The organism is Blastococcus sp. TML/M2B, assembly GCF_016612865.1.
Lineage (GTDB): Bacteria > Actinomycetota > Actinomycetes > Mycobacteriales > Geodermatophilaceae > Blastococcus.
Window position 1 is genome coordinate 1686008 of the sequence record NZ_JAENZZ010000002.1, and the last position, 14899, is coordinate 1700906.

Here is a 14899-nt window from a genome sequence, read left to right on the forward strand (position 1 = left end):
TCAGGCCTTCCCCGGACCTTGGCCGGTCGTGCCGGGCTCGGTCCCTGCAGGTGTCTCGGTGCCGTCGTTCTGGTCGGCCAGCGAGCGGCCGGAGGGTTCGGGAGCGCCGCGCTGGGCGGACTCGACGCCCGCCGCCTCGGCCGCGGGGTCCGGGGACGACGAGGCGGCGGTGGACCGGCTGCTCGGCATCTCCGGCGCCGACTCGCCGCGCTCCTCCGCCAGCCGCAACCCCACGAGCGTCGGCCCGAGCGCGCCCGGGGCGTCGATCGCGGCCTGCGCCGCAGCGGCGTCGCCGTGCTGGGAGAACCCGGCCAGCTGCCGGGAGATCCCCTTGAAGTCGGTCAGGGGAGCGCCGCGGGTGGGCGGCGGCTTCTCCCCGCGGCGCAGCGCCGCGACCAGCTCGCGGGCGCTGTCGACGTCCTGCTGGTCGTAGAACTCGTAGTCGACGGTGACCACCGGCGCGTAGTCGCAGGCGGCCAGGCACTCGGCGTGTTCGAGGGTGATCGAGCCATCGGCGGCGGTCTCGTCGTGGTGCACGCCGAGGTCCGCGGAGAGCGCGTCCATGATCCGCTGCCCGCCGAGCACGCTGCACAGCGTGTTCGTGCAGACGCTGACCAGGTGCCGGCCGGTCGGGCGGCGCTTGTACATCGTGTAGAACGTCGCGACCGCGCCGACCTCGGCCTTGGTCAGGCCCAGTTCCTCGGCGCACAGCGCGACGCCCTCGGGCGAGACGTAGCCCTGGTAGCTCTGCACCAAGTGCAGCATCGGGAGCAGGGCCGAGCGCGCCTTCGGGTAGCGGGCGATGATCTGCCGCGCCTCCAGGCGGGCCTGCTCGGTCAGCGGGGGCAGGTCCAGGGGCGCCGGCTCGACCGGGCTCGAGTCGAGCCCGGTGACGGCCGTTCCCTCGGCACTGCCGGGTAGTGCGCTCATCAGCGGTCCACTCCCCCCATGACGGGGTCGATCGACGCGATGGCAGCGATGACGTCGGCGATCATGCCGCCCTCGCTCATCGCCGCCGTGGCCTGCAGGTTCACGAAGCTGGGGTCGCGCACGTGGACGCGCCACGGGCGGGTGCCGCCGTCGCTGACGACGTGGAAGCCGAGCTCGCCGCGGGGCGACTCGATGGGCACGTACACCTGGCCGGCCGGCACCCGGAAGCCCTCGGTGACCAGCTTGAAGTGGTGGATCAGGGACTCCATCGACTGGCCCATGATGTGCCGGACGTGATCCAGGGAGTTGCCCATGCCGTCGGCGCCGAGGGAGAGCTGCGCGGGCCAGGCGATCTTGCGGTCCTCGACCATGACCGGCCCCGGCTCCAGCCGGTCCAGCGCCTGGGCGACGATCTTCAGCGACTCGTTCACCTCGGCCATGCGGACCAGGTAGCGGCCCCAGGCGTCGCTGGTGTCGGCGGTCGGCACCTCGAAGTCGTAGGTCTCGTAGCCCAGGTAGGGCTCCACCTTGCGCAGGTCCCAGGGCAGGCCGGCCGCGCGCAGCACGGGGCCGGTGACGCCGAGCGCCACGCAGCCGGTGACGTCGAGGTAGCCGGCGTCCTTGAGCCGGTTCTGCCAGATCGGCTGGCCGGTGAGCAGCCGGTGGAAGTCGGCGACCCGCTTCGGCAGGATCGCCAGCAGCTCGCGGACGCTCTCGACCGCGCCGTCCGGCAGGTCCTGCGCGAGGCCGCCGGGGCGGATGTAGGCGTGGTTCATCCGGAGGCCGGTGATCTCCTCGAGGACGTCGAGGACCATCTCCCGCTCGCGGAAGCCGTTGGTCATCCCGGTGAGCGCGCCCATCTCCATCCCGAAGGTGGCCAGCGCGACCAGGTGCGAGGCGATCCGGTTGAGCTCCATGACCAGCACGCGGATGGTCTGCGCCCGCGGGGGCGCCTCGATGCCGAGCAGCTTCTCCACGGCGAGGCAGTAGCCGGCCTCGTTGAACAGCGGGGACAGGTAGTCCATCCGGGTCACGAACGTCGTGCCCTGCACCCAGTTGCGGTACTCGGTGTTCTTCTCGATGCCGGTGTGCAGGTAGCCGATGACCACCCGGGCCTTGGTGACCGTCTCGCCCTCGAGGTCGAGCACCAGCCGGAGGACGCCGTGGGTCGAGGGGTGCTGCGGCCCCATGTTGACCACGAGCCGGTCCTCGCCCTGCTGGTCGGCGAAGGTGAGGTCCCAGTCGCCGCCGGTGACGGTGTAGACGCGGCCCTCGGTGGTCTCCCGGGAGCCGGCGTAGGGGTCGTAGGTGGTGCTCATCGATACGCCCTCCGCGTGTCCGGCGGCGGGATCGTGGCGCCGTGGTACTCCACCGGGACGCCGCCGAGCGGGTAGTCCTTGCGCTGCGGGTGCCCGTCCCAGTCGTCGGGCATGAGGATCCGGGTGAGCGCCGGGTGGCCGTCGAAGACGATCCCGAACATGTCGAACGTCTCCCGCTCGTGCCAGTCCGCGGTCGGGTAGATGCCGGTGAGCGAGGGGACGTGCGGGTCCTCGGCGGTGACCGCCACCTCGAGCCGGATCCGCCGCCGGTAGGTCATCGAGGTCAGGTGCAGGACGGCGTGCAGCCGGGGCCGGCCGGGGCCCGCCGCCGGGCCGCCGCTGTCGAGGTAGTCCACCCCGGAGACGCCGCTGAGCAGCTCGAACCGCAGCGCCTCGTCGTCGCGCAGCGCCCGCGCCAGCGTCAGCAGGTGCTCCCGGGCGACGAAGTAGGTGATCTCGCCGCGGTCGACGAGCACCCGCTGCACCGCGGCGTCGTAGGTGGCCTGGCCGACGGCGTCGATCAGCGCGTCGGTGACCTCGTCGAACCAGCCGCCGTAGGGGCGCTCGGTGGAGTGCAGCGCCACCGCGCCGCCCGGCTCGACGCGGACCAGGCCGCCGAAACCGGAGGTGTCACCGCTGCCGCTGACCCCGAAGGCGCCCTTCCGGAAGCCGCCCGAGGGCGCGGTCGCGTCGTCGAAGCCCGCCTCGCCGTCGCCGGGCACCAGCTCGCTCCCGCCGGTCCCACCTGGAGTCGTCATCGCCATGCCTTCCCCTGGCCCGTGGGCCGCTCGTCGGGCAGCAGCACGGCGTTGCCGTTGCGCTGCTCGATCGCGAACTGCCCCGTGCGCCCCTCGGCGGCCGCCGCCTCGTAGGCCCGGCGCGCGGCCTTGTCGACCCGCACGGTCGACGGCATCTCGACGTGCAGGTCCTTGGCCGTGCCGTCCGCCCGGGCCTGGGCGAGCTCGCGTGCCCGCTTGGGCCCCAGCGGCTCGTTCATGATCTTGTGGTGCAGCTTGAGGATCGCGTCGGTGAGCATTTCCGGCCGCGGCGGGCAGCCGGGCAGGTACATGTCCACCGGCACGATGTGGTCCACGCCCTGGACGACGGCGTAGTTGTTGAACATGCCGCCGGAGCTGGCGCAGACGCCCATGGCGAGCACCCAGCGCGGCTCGGGCATCTGGTCGTAGATCTGCCGCAGGACCGGCGCCATCTTCTGGCTCACCCGCCCGGCGACGATCATCAGGTCGGCCTGCCGCGGCGAGGCGCGGAAGACCTCCATGCCGAACCGGGCGAGGTCGTAGCGCCCCGCGCCGGTGGCCATCATCTCGATCGCGCAGCACGCGAGGCCGAACGTCGCCGGCCACAGCGAGGACTTGCGCGTCCAGTTGACGAGCTTCTCCACGCTGGTCAGCAGCACGCCGCTGGGCAGCTTCTCCTCGAGACCCATTACGAAACCGCCAGTCCCACGACTAGTCCCATTCCAATCCGCCGCGGCGCCACACGTAGGCGTAGGCGATGAAGACCGTGACGATGAAGACGACCATCTCGACCAGGCCGAAGACGCCCAGCGCCTCGTTGTGCACGGCCCACGGGTAGAGGAAGACGATCTCGATGTCGAAGATGATGAACAACATCGCGGTCAGGTAGTACTTCACCGGGAACCGGCCGCCGGTCAGCGGCTGGTCGACCGGTTCGATCCCGCACTCGTAGGCGTCGTACTTCGCCCGGTTGAACCGGCGCGGCCCCACGTAGGGCGCGGCCGTGACGGAGAACAGCGCGAACGCCGCGGCCAGCGCGAAGAGCCCCAGGATCGGGACGTAGGTCGACAGCATCAGCGCCACCCTAGAGTGAGGTCGATCACGTTCTGCGCAGATCCAGGACGCGCTGCCGCCGTGTCGACCCGGAGCGTCATCGTTCGCGCGTCCACGTCAGACCGCCGGCGCCAGGCGCGTCAGGACGGCGACGGCGCGGTCCACCGCGTCGCCGTCCCGGCCGTCGGTGAGGTTGCCCATGAGCCGGAGCGCGGCGCCGACCAGCGCGGGACGACGCAGGCCGTGCGCCGTCGTGAACCGGACGACCCCCGGGTGGGCCAGCAGCGCGAGGAACCCCGCGCCGAGCCGGTGGTGCCGGCCGTAGGTGGCGCGCAGCCGCTCGGGGTAGCCGCGGAGCAGCCGTTCCCGGACCGGCCCCTCCGGCGCGGCGAGCGCCTCGTCGGCGGTCGCGCCGGCCATGCGCCCGGTCTCCATCGCGTAGCTGATGCCCTCGCCGTTGAACGGGTTGACCGTGCCCGCCGCGTCCCCGGCCAGCAGCAGCCCGCGGGTGTAGGCCGGGCCGCGGTGGAGCGCCATCGGCAGGCCGGCACCGCGCAGGGGCGTGACGGCGTCGTCCTCCCCCAGGCCGTCCTCGGCCGGGAAGGTGTCCAGCCAGGTGCGCAGGACGGCGCGGTGGTCGGCGCCGGTGCCGCGACGGGTGTCGAGCAGGCCGAAGCCGACGTTCGCGGTGCCGTCGCCCATGCCGAAGATCCAGCCGTAGCCGGGCATCGAGTCGCGGGAAGGTCCGGCCGCCGTCAGGTCGAAGGAGATGTCGAGGTAGTCGTCGGCGGTGCGGCGGGAGCGCACGTAGCGGCGGACGGCGACGCCGAGCGGCCGGTCCTCGCGCCGGACCAGGCCCAGCGACTTCGCCAGCCGGCCCGAGGAGCCCTCCGCCGAGACGACCAGCGGAGCGCGCCAGACCTGCGGCTCGTCGTCCGGGCCGGTGGCGTGCACGCCCGCGACGCGGCCGGCGTCGTCCAGCAGCGGCTCGGTGACGGTGATCCCGGTGTGCAGCCGGGCACCGGCCTCCTCCGCGTGGGCGGCCAGCCGGGCGTCGAGCTCGCTGCGCCGGAGGACGAGCGAGAAGTCCGGCCAGGAGTTCAGCCGCGGCCAGTCCACCTCGGTGACGACGCCACCGCCGTGCACCCGCAGCCCCTTGTGCCGGACCCAGCCGGCCTCCGGTGAGAGGTCCAGGCCCAGCTCCTGCAGCACCTTGACGCCGCGCGGGGTGAGGCCGTCGCCGCAGACCTTCTCGCGCGGGAAGCGGGCCTTCTCGAGGACGACGACGTCGCGACCGGACTGCCGGAGCTGCCAGGCCGCCGCGGACCCGGCCGGACCCGCGCCGACGACGATCACGTCGGCGCTGCGGTCGGTCGTCCCGGGCACGCGGACCCCATCCTCTCCTCGCGACTTTGTGAATTGCTTCACAAGCAGGCGTGGTCCCCACTCTAGGCACAGGTGTGACGAACACGACACCTCCCCCCGGAAGAGGGATGCGTCACAGTTCGGTCGCGGCCCGCGGCGCCCCACCGCTGCGGGACGCCGGGGCCCTGACCGGCGTGAGAACGGCGGCGGATCGGCAGCGTCCGCGACCGGGCGCGCGGATGCGTCGTTCCGGGCTGCTGGATGACGCATCCGTGCGCCGGGTCGGTGCCGGGGAGGGCGGGGTCGGGTTCAGAAGGGCGGGGTGTCCTGGTCGGCGGGGCTGGGTCGGGGTGGGGGCAGGGCTCGTTGCTGCTGGGGGTGTCGCAGTCCGGCTGGTCGGGTGGTGCGGGTGACGCCGGTGGCGGTGGTGACGGTGAGGGTGCCGTCGGGGTGCAGGCGGTAGCGCCAGCCGCGGGCGAAGGTCTTGAGGCGGTGGTGGGTGCGGCACAGGCAGCAGAGGTTGTGGCAGGTCGTGCGGCCGCCGCAGTCGTAGGGCAGGACGTGGTCGGCGTCGGTGCGGCCGGCGGGTTGTCCGCAGCCGGGGTGGCGGCAGGTGCGGTCACGCAGTCGTAGGAAGCGTTCCTGGGCGGCGGTGTGGGCGTAGCCGGGCACTGCGGGTGGTGGGCCGAGGGCGGGGCAGCCGCAGTCGGCGTTCCTGCCGTGAGTGGTGCAGCCGCGGGCGGCGAGGCGGGCCAGTTCGGCGGGGGTGGTGGTGGCCAGCAGCGCGCCGTCGTCGTCGGTGAGGGCGAGTGCGAGGGTGCCGCCGGCCGGGGCCTGGACGCCGAGCGCGCCGAGCTGGGCGAGCAGTTCGCGCAGGTGTGCGGTGGTGATCGGGGTGCTGCCGAGCTGCGGCATCCCCTGGCCCAGATGTCGTGGGTCGGTGCCCGCCCCGGTGGTGCCCGCCCCGTACGCGTGTGGCGCTCCCGCCTCTCCTGCGTAGTCGGCGGCGCCCATGCCGAGCGCGGATCCTGGCGGGCGCAGGGCGGACAGCGGTGCGGTGATGGTCAGGTGCCCGGTCATCGCCGGGTGGCCGTCATCCCCGGTGCGCAGCACCAGCGCGGCGTGCGCCTCGGCGCGCAGCACCCCGATCGGCCGGTCGTCCCCGGCGGTGCGCGCGAGCTGGGCGGCCTGGTCGATGACCGACCACATCGCCGCGGCCACCGCCGAGGGGGCCTCGGTGGTCAACGCCGACATGCCGTCCCCGGTCGGGTGGACCCGGACGGCGGCGCGGCGTTCGGCCTCGATCCGGCGGCGTTCGGCGAACTCCTCGTCCGCGGCGACCGCGGCGGCGACCAGCCGGGTGCGCAGCTTCCCCGACGACAGGCCGGCCGCCTCCGGCAGCACCGCCGCCACCACCGCGGCAGCGACCTCGTCGGTGGCGCCGGCCAGCACGTCGGCGAACACCCGAGCCCGGAACCAGTCCAACCGCCCCGCGGCGCACGCGGCGTGCACCGCCGGCATCCGCTCCACCACCTGGAACGCGTCGGCGAGCAGCCCGACGGCGTACGGGCGGCCGCAGTTGAGCACCAGCGCCACCTCATCGGGCAGGAACTCCGACGTGCCCGGCACCGGTGACCCGCCACCGCGGCGCCGCGCACCCGGATGCCCGGGCGGCGGATCGTCGGTGTCCGGCCGATCGCCGGCCAGCGACATCAGCAGCTCGGCCTCGTAGGCGTCGTCCATCCCCTTGCGCGCCCGCACCCGCTGCAACTCGGTGACCTTCTGCTCGGCGGTCAACCGCGCCACCGGCAACCGCTCGACCGACGGCTCCCGCCACAGCAACCACTCGATCAACCCACCCTGGGGCTGCTCCGCGGTCACCGTCATGCACCCAAGCTACGGATGGGGTCTGACAGTTTCCGCTGCTCAGCGGCCTGCCGGCCGGAGGTTCTCGAGAGTTCAGCGGCGCTCCCCGAGGAGATCCCGCACCTCGTCGTCGGAGGTCTGCGCGAAGGTCCCGTAGGCGCCGCCGACGGCGCGGAACGACGAGGGCACGAGCAGGCACACGACGTCGTCGGCGAGCGCCCGCACCTCGGCCAGCGCGCCCGCGGAGGCCACCGGGACCGCGACGACGGTGCGCGCGGGCCGCTGCCCGGCGAGCGCCAGCAGCGCGGCGCGCATGGTCGAGCCGGTGGCGAGGCCGTCGTCCACGAGGACGACGCTGCGGCCGGTCAGCGCCACGGGGGCGGCGTCGCCCCGGTAGGCGGCTTCCCGGCGGCGCAGCTCCGCCAGCTCCTCGGCGCGGACCGCGGCGAAGACGGCCTCGTCGACGTCGGCGCTGCGCAGCACCCGTTCGGTGCGCACGGTCTCGACCGCGTCTCCTACGGCGGCGAGGGCACCCATGGCGAGCTCGGGCTGCCCCGGCAGCCCGAGCTTGCGCACCAGCAGGACGTCCAGCGGAGCGCCGAGCGCGGCGGCGACCTCCGCGGCGACCACCACGCCGCCGCGGGGCAGGCCCAGCACCACGACGTCCCCGGGCACCGTCCCGGCCAGGCGGGCGCCGAGCGCCCGGCCCGCGTCGCGGCGGTCGGCGAACCGGGTCACGGTCAGACCGGCTGCGGCCCCGTCGGCGGCGGCACGATCGGATCGCCCGGGCCGGGCACCGGGTAGGGCGCGGGCTCCGGCGGCGGGATCGGATCGGTCGGGGACGGCGTGGGCGACGGCGGCTGCGGGGTCGGCGGGCTCGTCATGGACCGACGCTAGACCCGGAACCGCGTCCGCAGAACCGTCCAGCGGTCGCAGATCTCCGTTGCTCCGTCCGCCGCGACCACCCAACCTGGGTCGATGCCGAGCACCCTCGTCGCGCTCACCGTCGCCGCGCACGACCCGGCCGCCCTGGCCCGGTTCTGGTCCGGGCTGCTGGGTTGGGCGGAGACCGACGACCCCCGCGGCGGCGTCGCCCTGCTGCCCTCGGACGACACCGGCTTCGGCCTCCGCTTCACCCCCACGTCGGAGCCGAAGGTGCAGCCCAACCAGATGCACGTCGACCTGACCAGCGGCTCGCCGGAGGAGCAGCAGCAGACCGTCGCGCTGGCGCTGGAACTCGGCGGCCGGCACATCGACATCGGCCAGCGCCCGGAGGAGGGGCACGTCGTGCTCGCCGATCCGGAGGGCAACGAGTTCTGCGTGATCGGGGCGGGCAACGCCTTCCTCGCCGAGTGCGGATTCCTCGGCGCGGTGGCCTCCGACGGCTCGCGGGAGGTGGGCCTGTTTTGGAGCGCGGCCCTGGACTGGCCGCTGGTCTGGGACCAGGACCAGGAGACGGCGATCCGCTCCCCGCACGGCGGCCCGAAGATCACCTGGGGCGGGCCCCCGGTCCGCCCGAAGGCGCCGCGCAACCGGCTGCACCTCGACCTGCAGGCCACCGATGACCGCGACGCGGAGGTCGAGCGGCTGGTCGCCCTGGGCGCGACCCGGCTGGACGGCGGGCACGAGGACGGCGGGGTGCTCCTGGCCGACCCCGACGGCAACGAGTTCTGCCTCCTGGCTCCGGCCTGACGGGGCGGCTCAGGCGGGCCGGCGGGCCCGGTGCAGCGCGACGATGCCGCCGGTCAGGTTCTGCCAGGCGACGTCCTCCCACCCGGCGTCCTGCAGCCGCCCGGCGAGCTCGGCCTGGCCGGGCCAGACCTGGATCGACTCGGCGAGGTAGACGTAGGCGTCGGGGTTGCTGCTGACCGCGCGGGCGATGCGCGGCAGCGCCTTCATCAGGTACTCGAGGTAGACCGTGCGGAACGGGCCCCAGGTCGGCCGGGAGAACTCGCAGACCACCAGCGTGCCGCCGGGGCGGGTCACCCGGCGGAACTCGCGCAGCGCCGCGTCGGGGTCGGCCACGTTGCGCAGCCCGAAGGAGATGACGACGCCGTCCACGCTCGCGTCGGCCAGCGGCAGCGCCATCGCGTCACCGGCCACCTTGGGCACCGGCCGCGCGGCGCCGGCGCGCAGCATCCCCTGGGAGAAGTCGCAGGCGATGGCGCGCACCCCGCCGGAGGCCAGCTCCACCGTGGAGACCGCCGTGCCCGCGGCGACGTCCAGCACCGTCTGCCCCGGCTTCGCGCCCAGGGCCTGGCGGGTGGCGCGGCGCCACGAGGCGTCCAGCCCGCCGGAGAGCACGGTGTTGGTGACGTCGTAGCGCTTCGCGACGCCGTCGAACATGGCCGCGACTTCGGCCGGGCGCTTGTCCAGATCGGCCCTGCGTCCGGCGGTGTGCGGGTTGTCTCGCCGGTCTGCCACGGCGTCGACTCTACGAGGCCTCCTAGTCTGGAGACGTGCCCGCGCCCGCCCTGACCTCCCGCCCCGCGGCGGCGCGCACCGTCACGACCGTGCGCACGGACGCCGCGGAGCTGCTGGAGCTGGTCCCGGCGCGCGCCGGGCTCTCCTGGGTACGCCGCGGCGAGGGCCTCGTGGGGTGGGGCGAGGCCGCCCGCCTGGAGGTGTCCGGGCCCACCGCGCTGGCCGACGCCGCCGCGTGGTGGGAGGGCTTCACCGCCGGGCTGGACGTCGACGACGACCTCGCCGTCCCCGGCAGCGGCCCGGTCCTGTTCGGCAGCATCGCCTTCGACCCGGCCGCCGGGACGTCGGTGTTCGTCGTCCCCGAGGTCGTCGTGGGCCTGCGGGACGGCGTCGGCTGGCTGACCACCGTCGGGACGGCGCCCGCCGAGCTGCCCGTGCCGGTACCGCTGGACGGCCCCGGGCCCCGGCTGCGCTACGCCGACGGCGCGCTGGACCCGGCCACCTGGTGCGCCGCCGTCGACGCCGCCGTGGCCCGCATCGACGCCGGGGAGCTGGAGAAGGTGGTGCTCGCCCGCGACCTGCTGGTCTCCGCCGAGCCCGCGCTCGACCCGCGGCGGCTGCTGCGCCGGCTGGCCGCCCGCTTCCCCGACTGCTGGACCTTCGCCGTCGACGGCCTGCTCGGCGCCACCCCGGAGCTGCTGCTGCGCCGCACCGGGCGGCAGCTGTCGTCGCGGGTGCTCGCCGGAACGGCGGCCCGCGGGGCCGGCGCCGAGGACGACCGCCTGGCCGCGGCGCTGCTCGGCTCGACCAAGGACCGCGCCGAGCACGCCCTCGCCGTCGACTCGCTGGTGCGCGCGCTCGAGCCCTACTGCGACCGGCTCACCGCCCCCGCCGAGCCCGCGCTGCTCACGCTGGCCAACGTGCGGCACCTGGCCACCGATGTCGTCGGCACCCAGCGGGGGACGGCGGGGCTGCTCGAGCTCGTCGGCGCCGTGCACCCCACGGCCGCCGTCTGCGGCACCCCCACCCCCGACGCCGCCGCGCTGATCCGCGAGCTCGAGGGCATGGACCGCGGCCGGTACGCGGGCCCGGTCGGCTGGCTGGACGCCCGCGGCGACGGCGAGTTCGGCCTGGCGCTGCGCTGCGCTGAGCTCACCCCGGACGGCGGCGCGCGGCTGTTCGCCGGCTGCGGCATCGTCGCCGGGTCCGAGCCGGCCGCCGAGCTGGCCGAGACCCAAGCGAAGTTCGCCGCCTTCCAGAACGCGCTCGAGGGCTAGTTCCCCCGCAGCGCCTCCGACGCGGCGGCGCGCAGGTCCTTCGCGAGCGCGGCTTCCGCCCGCTGGTCGGTGCGGACGACGACCACCCGCGGCCCGCCCAGCCGCAGCGCGGCGGGAAGCTCCTCGGGGGTGCCGACCCGCGTCGCGGCCCAGCCCAGCGCGCCGGCCACGGCGACCAGGTCGCGGCCGTGCGGCGTCCCGAACACCCGCCGGTAGCCCTCCGCGTAGCGCTCCTCCCCCGGCTCGAGCTGGGCGAAGATGCCGCCGCCGTCGTTGTCCGGCACGACCACGGTGAGGTCGGGGACCGGCTCGCCCTCGCCGGTGAGCAGGCCGGTCAGGTCGTGCAGGAACGTCAGGTCGCCCATGAGCGCGAACGCCGGCCCGCCGTGCACGGTGGCCGCGCCGATGGCGGTGGAGATCGTGCCGTCGATGCCGGCGACGCCGCGGTTGGCCAGCACGGTGAGGTCCGCGCGCGGCACCGCCAGCCGGTCGACGTCGCGCACCGGCGTCGACGAGCCGAGCACCAGCAGCGCCCCGGACGGCAGCGCGGCGACGACGTCGCGGGCCAGCCGGGCGGCGGTCAGCTCGGGTGCCGCGTCGAGCGCGGCGTCGACGGCCGCGCCCGCCCGCTCGGCGGCGTCGGACCAGGCCCGCGCCCAGGTGTCGTCCACGTCGTCGTTGCCCGCCGCGACGGCCAGGGACGGGCTCACCCGGGTGCTGCTCCGCACCGCGTCGGCCCAGCGCGGCGCGGCGCTGACCGTCTCCACGGTGACCGCCGGGTCGGCGAGCAGCGCGTTCACCGGCCTGGAGAGGGTCGGCCGGCCCAGCACCACCACGTGGTCCGGGCGATGCACGGCCAGCCAGTCCGCGTCGCCCAGCAGGAAGACGCCGCCCCGCAGGCTGCGCGCCCAGGACGCGCTGCTGGGCTCGGCCACGACCGGCCGGCCGAGGTCGGCGTCCGCGGCGCCGTCGCCACCGATCACCAGCGTGCGGGGCGGCAGACGGCGGGCGCCGGCCACGGCGCCCGGCGTCACCGCGGCCGTCCACGGGGCGCCGCCGGGGCGGCCTGCCCACGGGCCGGCCAGCTCCGCGACGCCCTCGTCGGCGGGCATGAGCGGATCGCGCAGGGCGAGGTTCAGGTGCACCGGGCCCGGGTCTCCGGAGAGCACGCCCGCGGCCGTGACCAGCGCCTTGGCCACGACCGACCGCCAGTAGCGGTTCTGCGCCGCCTCGCGCCCGACCTCGGGCACGCCGACGTCGACTGCCCAGCGCACCGCACCGCCGTACAGCTGCGCCTGCTCGATGGTCTGGTTGGCGCCGGTGGAACGCAGCTCCGGCGGCCGGTCGGCGGTGAGCGCCAGCAGCGGGACACCCGCCGCGTCGGCCTCCAGCACCGCGGCGTGCAGGTGCGCCGCCGCCGTCCCCGAGGTGGTGAGGACCGGCACCGGCCGGCCCGACGCCTTCGCCAGGCCGAGGGCCAGGAACGCCGCCGACCGCTCGTCGATGCGCACGTGCAGCCGCAGCCGGCCGTCCCGCTCGGCCGCGGCCAGGGCGAGCGCCACCGGCGCCGACCGGGAGCCCGGCGCGAGCACCGCGTCGGTCACCCCGCCGCGCAGCAGCTCGTCGACCAGGACGCGGGCGAACGCGGTCGAGGGGTTCACGCCGCGCTCACGGCCGCCACGCGGGCCGCCCAGCGCTGCGCCACCTCCGGATCGGCGGCCACCGCCTCGCGGCGGTCGGGCTCGGGCCGCACGACCGGCAGCTCGCCGTCGACGGGGAGCAGCGGGGTGCTGCTGACGTCGTCGGTGAACAGCGCGATCGTGGCCAGCCCGCAGGCGAACGGCAGCTCGGGGAGGGCGGCGGCGAGCGCCACGCCCGCCGCGATGCCCACCGAGCTCTCCAGCGCCGAGGAGACGACGCAGGGCAGGCCGTGCGCCTCGGCCACGCGCAGCGCCGCCCGCACCCCGCCCAGCGGCTGCACCTTGAGGACGACGACGTCGTCCGGCCTCGCGCAGGTCGACCGCGAGCGGGTCGTCCGAGCGGCGCACCCCCTCGTCGACGGCGACGCGGACGTCGATCCGGCGGCGCAGCGCGGCCAGTTCGGGCAGCGTCGCGCAGGGCTGCTCCACGTACTCCAGGCCCACGGCGGCGTCCAGCGCGCGGATCCGGGCGACGGCGGTGTCGACGTCCCAGGCGGCATTGGCGTCCACGCGCACCGCGCCCGACGGGCCGAGCGCGTCGCGCACCGCCTCGACGCGGGCGAGGTCGTCGGCCTCGGTCTGGCCCGGCTCGGCGATCTTCACCTTCGCGGTGCGGCAGCCCGAGGCGGTGACGATGGCGTGCGCCCGCTCCGCGTCGACGGCGGGCACGGTGACGTTCACCGGCACCGAGGAGCGCACCGGCGCCGGCCAGCCCACCGTGGCCGCCTCCACCGCGGCGGCCCACCAGCGCCGGCTCTCCGCGACGTCGTAGTCCCAGAACGGCGAGAACTCGCCCCAGCCGGCCGGCCCGCGCAGCAGCACGCCGTCGCGCACGTCGATGCCGCGGAAGCGGTTGCGCATCGGGAACGAGTAGACCCACGCCTCCAGCGCCGGTCCACCGCCGACCGCGGGGTTCGGGATCATGGCCGACAGCCTAGGAGGGCCGGCACCGCGGCCACCGTTCCCGCCCACATCGGCGATGTGGGCGCCAAGGAGCGCTCGTGGCGGCGAGATCGGCGATGTGGGCGTCGTGGCGGGGGGTGCGGCCCCCGGCCGTACGCTGGCTCCTCGTGGCCCGGCACCTGTCCCTCGTCCCCGCGGCCGAGCTGACGCAGGCCGCGGTGCGCGCGGCGCTGTCCGGTGAGCGGCCGCTGGCCGTCCTCCCCGCCGGGCCTCCCGCCGCCGTCGACGCCGCCCGCGCGGTGCTGCGCCCCGACGAGCCGCTCGAGGACGGCGCGGACCTCGTCGTCGTCACGTCCGGCTCCACCGGCTCCGGCCGCGGCGTGCTGCTGTCCGCCGCCGCCGTGCGCGCGTCGGCGACCGCCACCCTCGACCGGCTCGGCGGCCCCGGCAGCTGGCTGCTCGCCCTCCCGGTGTCGGCCATCGCCGGCCTGCAGGTGCTCTGCCGCAGCGAGCTGGCCGGCCGCGAGCCCGTCGCCCTCGACCGGCACGAGGGGCTGGCCGCAGCGCTCGCCCGGATGCCGGCCGGCGACCGCCGGTACACCGCGCTGGTGCCCACGCAGCTCGTCCGCTTCCTCGACGCCGAGCCCGACGCGCTGCGCGCCTTCGACGCCGTCCTGGTCGGCGGGGCCGCGACGGATCCCGCGCTGCTGGCCCGCGCCCGCGCCGCCGACGTCCGGGTGGTCACCACCTACGGCATGACCGAGACCGCCGGCGGCTGCGTCTACGACGGCGTCCCGCTCGACGGCGTGCAGGTGCGCGTCGCCGGGGAGGGCATCGAGCTCGCCGGGCCGGTGCTGGCCTCGGGCTACCGGCTCGACCCCGAGGGGACGGCGGCCGCGTTCGCCGGCGGCTGGTTCCGCACCCGCGACGCCGGCGAGCTGGCCGAGGCCAGCTCCGACGGCACCGCCCGGCTCACCGTCCTCGGCCGGCTCGACGACGTCGTCATCACCGGCGGGGTGAACGTGGCGCCGGCGGCGGTCGAGGCGGCGCTGCGCGAGCACCCCGGGATCGCCGACGCCGTCGTCGTGGGCCGGCCCGACCCCGAATGGGGGCAGCGCGTGGTCGCCGCCGTCGTCCTCGCCGGGGAGGACGCGCCCGAGCCGGCCGAGCTGCGCCGGTGGGTCGCCGACCGGCTCGGCGCCCCGGCCGCCCCCAAGCAGGTGCACGTCGTCCCCGCCGTCCCCACGCTGCACACCGGCAAGCCCGACCGCCGCGCGGTCGCTGCCCTGATCCCGGAGGTCTGA

General features: G+C 75.8%; 14 protein-coding genes and 2 pseudogenes. 3 read left to right on the forward strand and 13 right to left on the reverse strand.

All coding sequences use genetic code 11. The features are described from left to right. From nuoE to JKP75_RS16710, 9 genes and pseudogenes are all read right to left on the reverse strand, one after another. Complete coding sequence (gene nuoE / locus JKP75_RS16670) at positions 1–930, reverse strand: NADH-quinone oxidoreductase subunit NuoE (protein WP_200493263.1); 930 nt, start codon at positions 928–930, stop codon at positions 1–3. Then, entirely contained in the window at positions 930–2249 is a 1320-nt protein-coding gene (locus JKP75_RS16675) for an NADH-quinone oxidoreductase subunit D (protein WP_200490144.1), read from the reverse strand. The genes nuoE and JKP75_RS16675 overlap by 1 nt, the downstream gene beginning before the upstream one ends. After that, positions 2246–3007 (reverse strand): NADH-quinone oxidoreductase subunit C, encoded by a 762-nt coding sequence (locus JKP75_RS16680; protein ID WP_242471217.1) that lies wholly within the window; start codon positions 3005–3007, stop codon positions 2246–2248. The genes JKP75_RS16675 and JKP75_RS16680 overlap by 4 nt, the downstream gene beginning before the upstream one ends. Before the next feature lie 137 nt (positions 3008–3144). Next, positions 3145–3696: pseudogene (locus tag JKP75_RS21805) on the reverse strand (NuoB/complex I 20 kDa subunit family protein); the annotation flags it as partial. A 22-nt stretch (positions 3697–3718) separates the two neighbouring features. Next, positions 3719–4078: an NADH-quinone oxidoreductase subunit A gene (locus JKP75_RS16690; RefSeq protein WP_200491317.1), complete on the reverse strand. Its 360-nt coding sequence runs from the start codon at positions 4076–4078 to the stop codon at positions 3719–3721. Between the two features lie 99 nt (positions 4079–4177). Next, positions 4178–5446: a geranylgeranyl reductase family protein gene (locus JKP75_RS16695; protein ID WP_309229922.1), complete on the reverse strand. Its 1269-nt coding sequence runs from the start codon at positions 5444–5446 to the stop codon at positions 4178–4180. 288 nt (positions 5447–5734) lie between these two features. Beyond that, positions 5735–7312 (reverse strand): HNH endonuclease signature motif containing protein, encoded by a 1578-nt coding sequence (locus JKP75_RS16700; RefSeq protein WP_200493265.1) that lies wholly within the window; start codon positions 7310–7312, stop codon positions 5735–5737. Positions 7313–7384: 72 nt separating this feature from the next. Beyond that, on the reverse strand, positions 7385–8029 hold the full coding sequence (locus JKP75_RS16705; protein ID WP_200490140.1) for a phosphoribosyltransferase: 645 nt from the start codon (positions 8027–8029) through the stop codon (positions 7385–7387). Between the two features lie 2 nt (positions 8030–8031). Then, entirely contained in the window at positions 8032–8175 is a 144-nt protein-coding gene (locus JKP75_RS16710; protein ID WP_200490139.1) for a hypothetical protein, read from the reverse strand. Between the two features lie 94 nt (positions 8176–8269). Between JKP75_RS16710 and JKP75_RS16715 the strand changes: the two genes are divergently transcribed. Beyond that, positions 8270–8983, forward strand: coding sequence for a VOC family protein (locus JKP75_RS16715; RefSeq protein ID WP_200490138.1), 714 nt, complete (start codon positions 8270–8272; stop codon positions 8981–8983). Between the two features lie 9 nt (positions 8984–8992). Here JKP75_RS16715 and JKP75_RS16720 read toward each other — a convergent pair whose 3' ends face one another. Next, a complete protein-coding gene (locus JKP75_RS16720; protein ID WP_200493266.1) occupies positions 8993–9715 on the reverse strand; it encodes a demethylmenaquinone methyltransferase in 723 nt (240 codons plus the stop codon). Positions 9716–9750: 35 nt separating this feature from the next. Between JKP75_RS16720 and JKP75_RS16725 the strand changes: the two genes are divergently transcribed. After that, positions 9751–10992 carry an isochorismate synthase MenF gene (locus tag JKP75_RS16725; protein ID WP_200490137.1) on the forward strand — a complete coding sequence of 414 codons (1242 nt, stop codon included), beginning with the start codon at positions 9751–9753 and terminating at the stop codon, positions 10990–10992. Here the strand turns inward: JKP75_RS16725 and menD are convergent. The 3 genes and pseudogenes from menD to JKP75_RS24765 form a co-directional block, all read right to left on the reverse strand. Continuing rightward, positions 10989–12653: a 2-succinyl-5-enolpyruvyl-6-hydroxy-3-cyclohexene-1-carboxylic-acid synthase gene (gene menD / locus JKP75_RS24755; RefSeq protein ID WP_200490136.1), complete on the reverse strand. Its 1665-nt coding sequence runs from the start codon at positions 12651–12653 to the stop codon at positions 10989–10991. The two genes, JKP75_RS16725 and menD, sit on opposite strands and share 4 nt — an antisense overlap. Further along, positions 12650–13192, reverse strand: a complete 543-nt coding sequence (locus tag JKP75_RS24760; RefSeq protein WP_375539256.1) for an enolase C-terminal domain-like protein — start codon at positions 13190–13192, stop codon at positions 12650–12652. Before JKP75_RS24760 ends, menD begins: the two co-directional genes overlap by 4 nt. Continuing rightward, positions 13092–13616 (reverse strand): annotated as a pseudogene (locus JKP75_RS24765) (enolase C-terminal domain-like protein); the annotation flags it as partial. The pseudogene JKP75_RS24765 and the gene JKP75_RS24760, both read right to left, overlap by 101 nt. Before the next feature lie 146 nt (positions 13617–13762). Between JKP75_RS24765 and menE the strand changes: the two are divergent. After that, positions 13763–14899 (forward strand): o-succinylbenzoate--CoA ligase, encoded by a 1137-nt coding sequence (gene menE / locus JKP75_RS16740; protein WP_200490134.1) that lies wholly within the window; start codon positions 13763–13765, stop codon positions 14897–14899.

What these genes read in the sequence shown, in the direction of transcription:
- nuoE (WP_200493263.1), bottom strand. Translation starts at nt 930, where the DNA reads ATGAGCGCACTACCCGGCAGTGCCGAGGGAACGGCCGTCACCGGGCTC.
- JKP75_RS16675 (WP_200490144.1), bottom strand. Translation starts at nt 2,249, where the DNA reads ATGAGCACCACCTACGACCCCTACGCCGGCTCCCGGGAGACCACCGAG.
- JKP75_RS16680 (WP_242471217.1), bottom strand. Translation starts at nt 3,007, where the DNA reads ATGACGACTCCAGGTGGGACCGGCGGGAGCGAGCTGGTGCCCGGCGAC.
- JKP75_RS16700 (WP_200493265.1), bottom strand. Translation starts at nt 7,312, where the DNA reads ATGACGGTGACCGCGGAGCAGCCCCAGGGTGGGTTGATCGAGTGGTTG.
- JKP75_RS16710 (WP_200490139.1), bottom strand. Translation starts at nt 8,175, where the DNA reads ATGACGAGCCCGCCGACCCCGCAGCCGCCGTCGCCCACGCCGTCCCCG.
- JKP75_RS16715 (WP_200490138.1), top strand. Translation starts at nt 8,270, where the DNA reads ATGCCGAGCACCCTCGTCGCGCTCACCGTCGCCGCGCACGACCCGGCC.
- JKP75_RS24760 (WP_375539256.1), bottom strand. Translation starts at nt 13,192, where the DNA reads ATGCCGCCTGGGACGTCGACACCGCCGTCGCCCGGATCCGCGCGCTGG.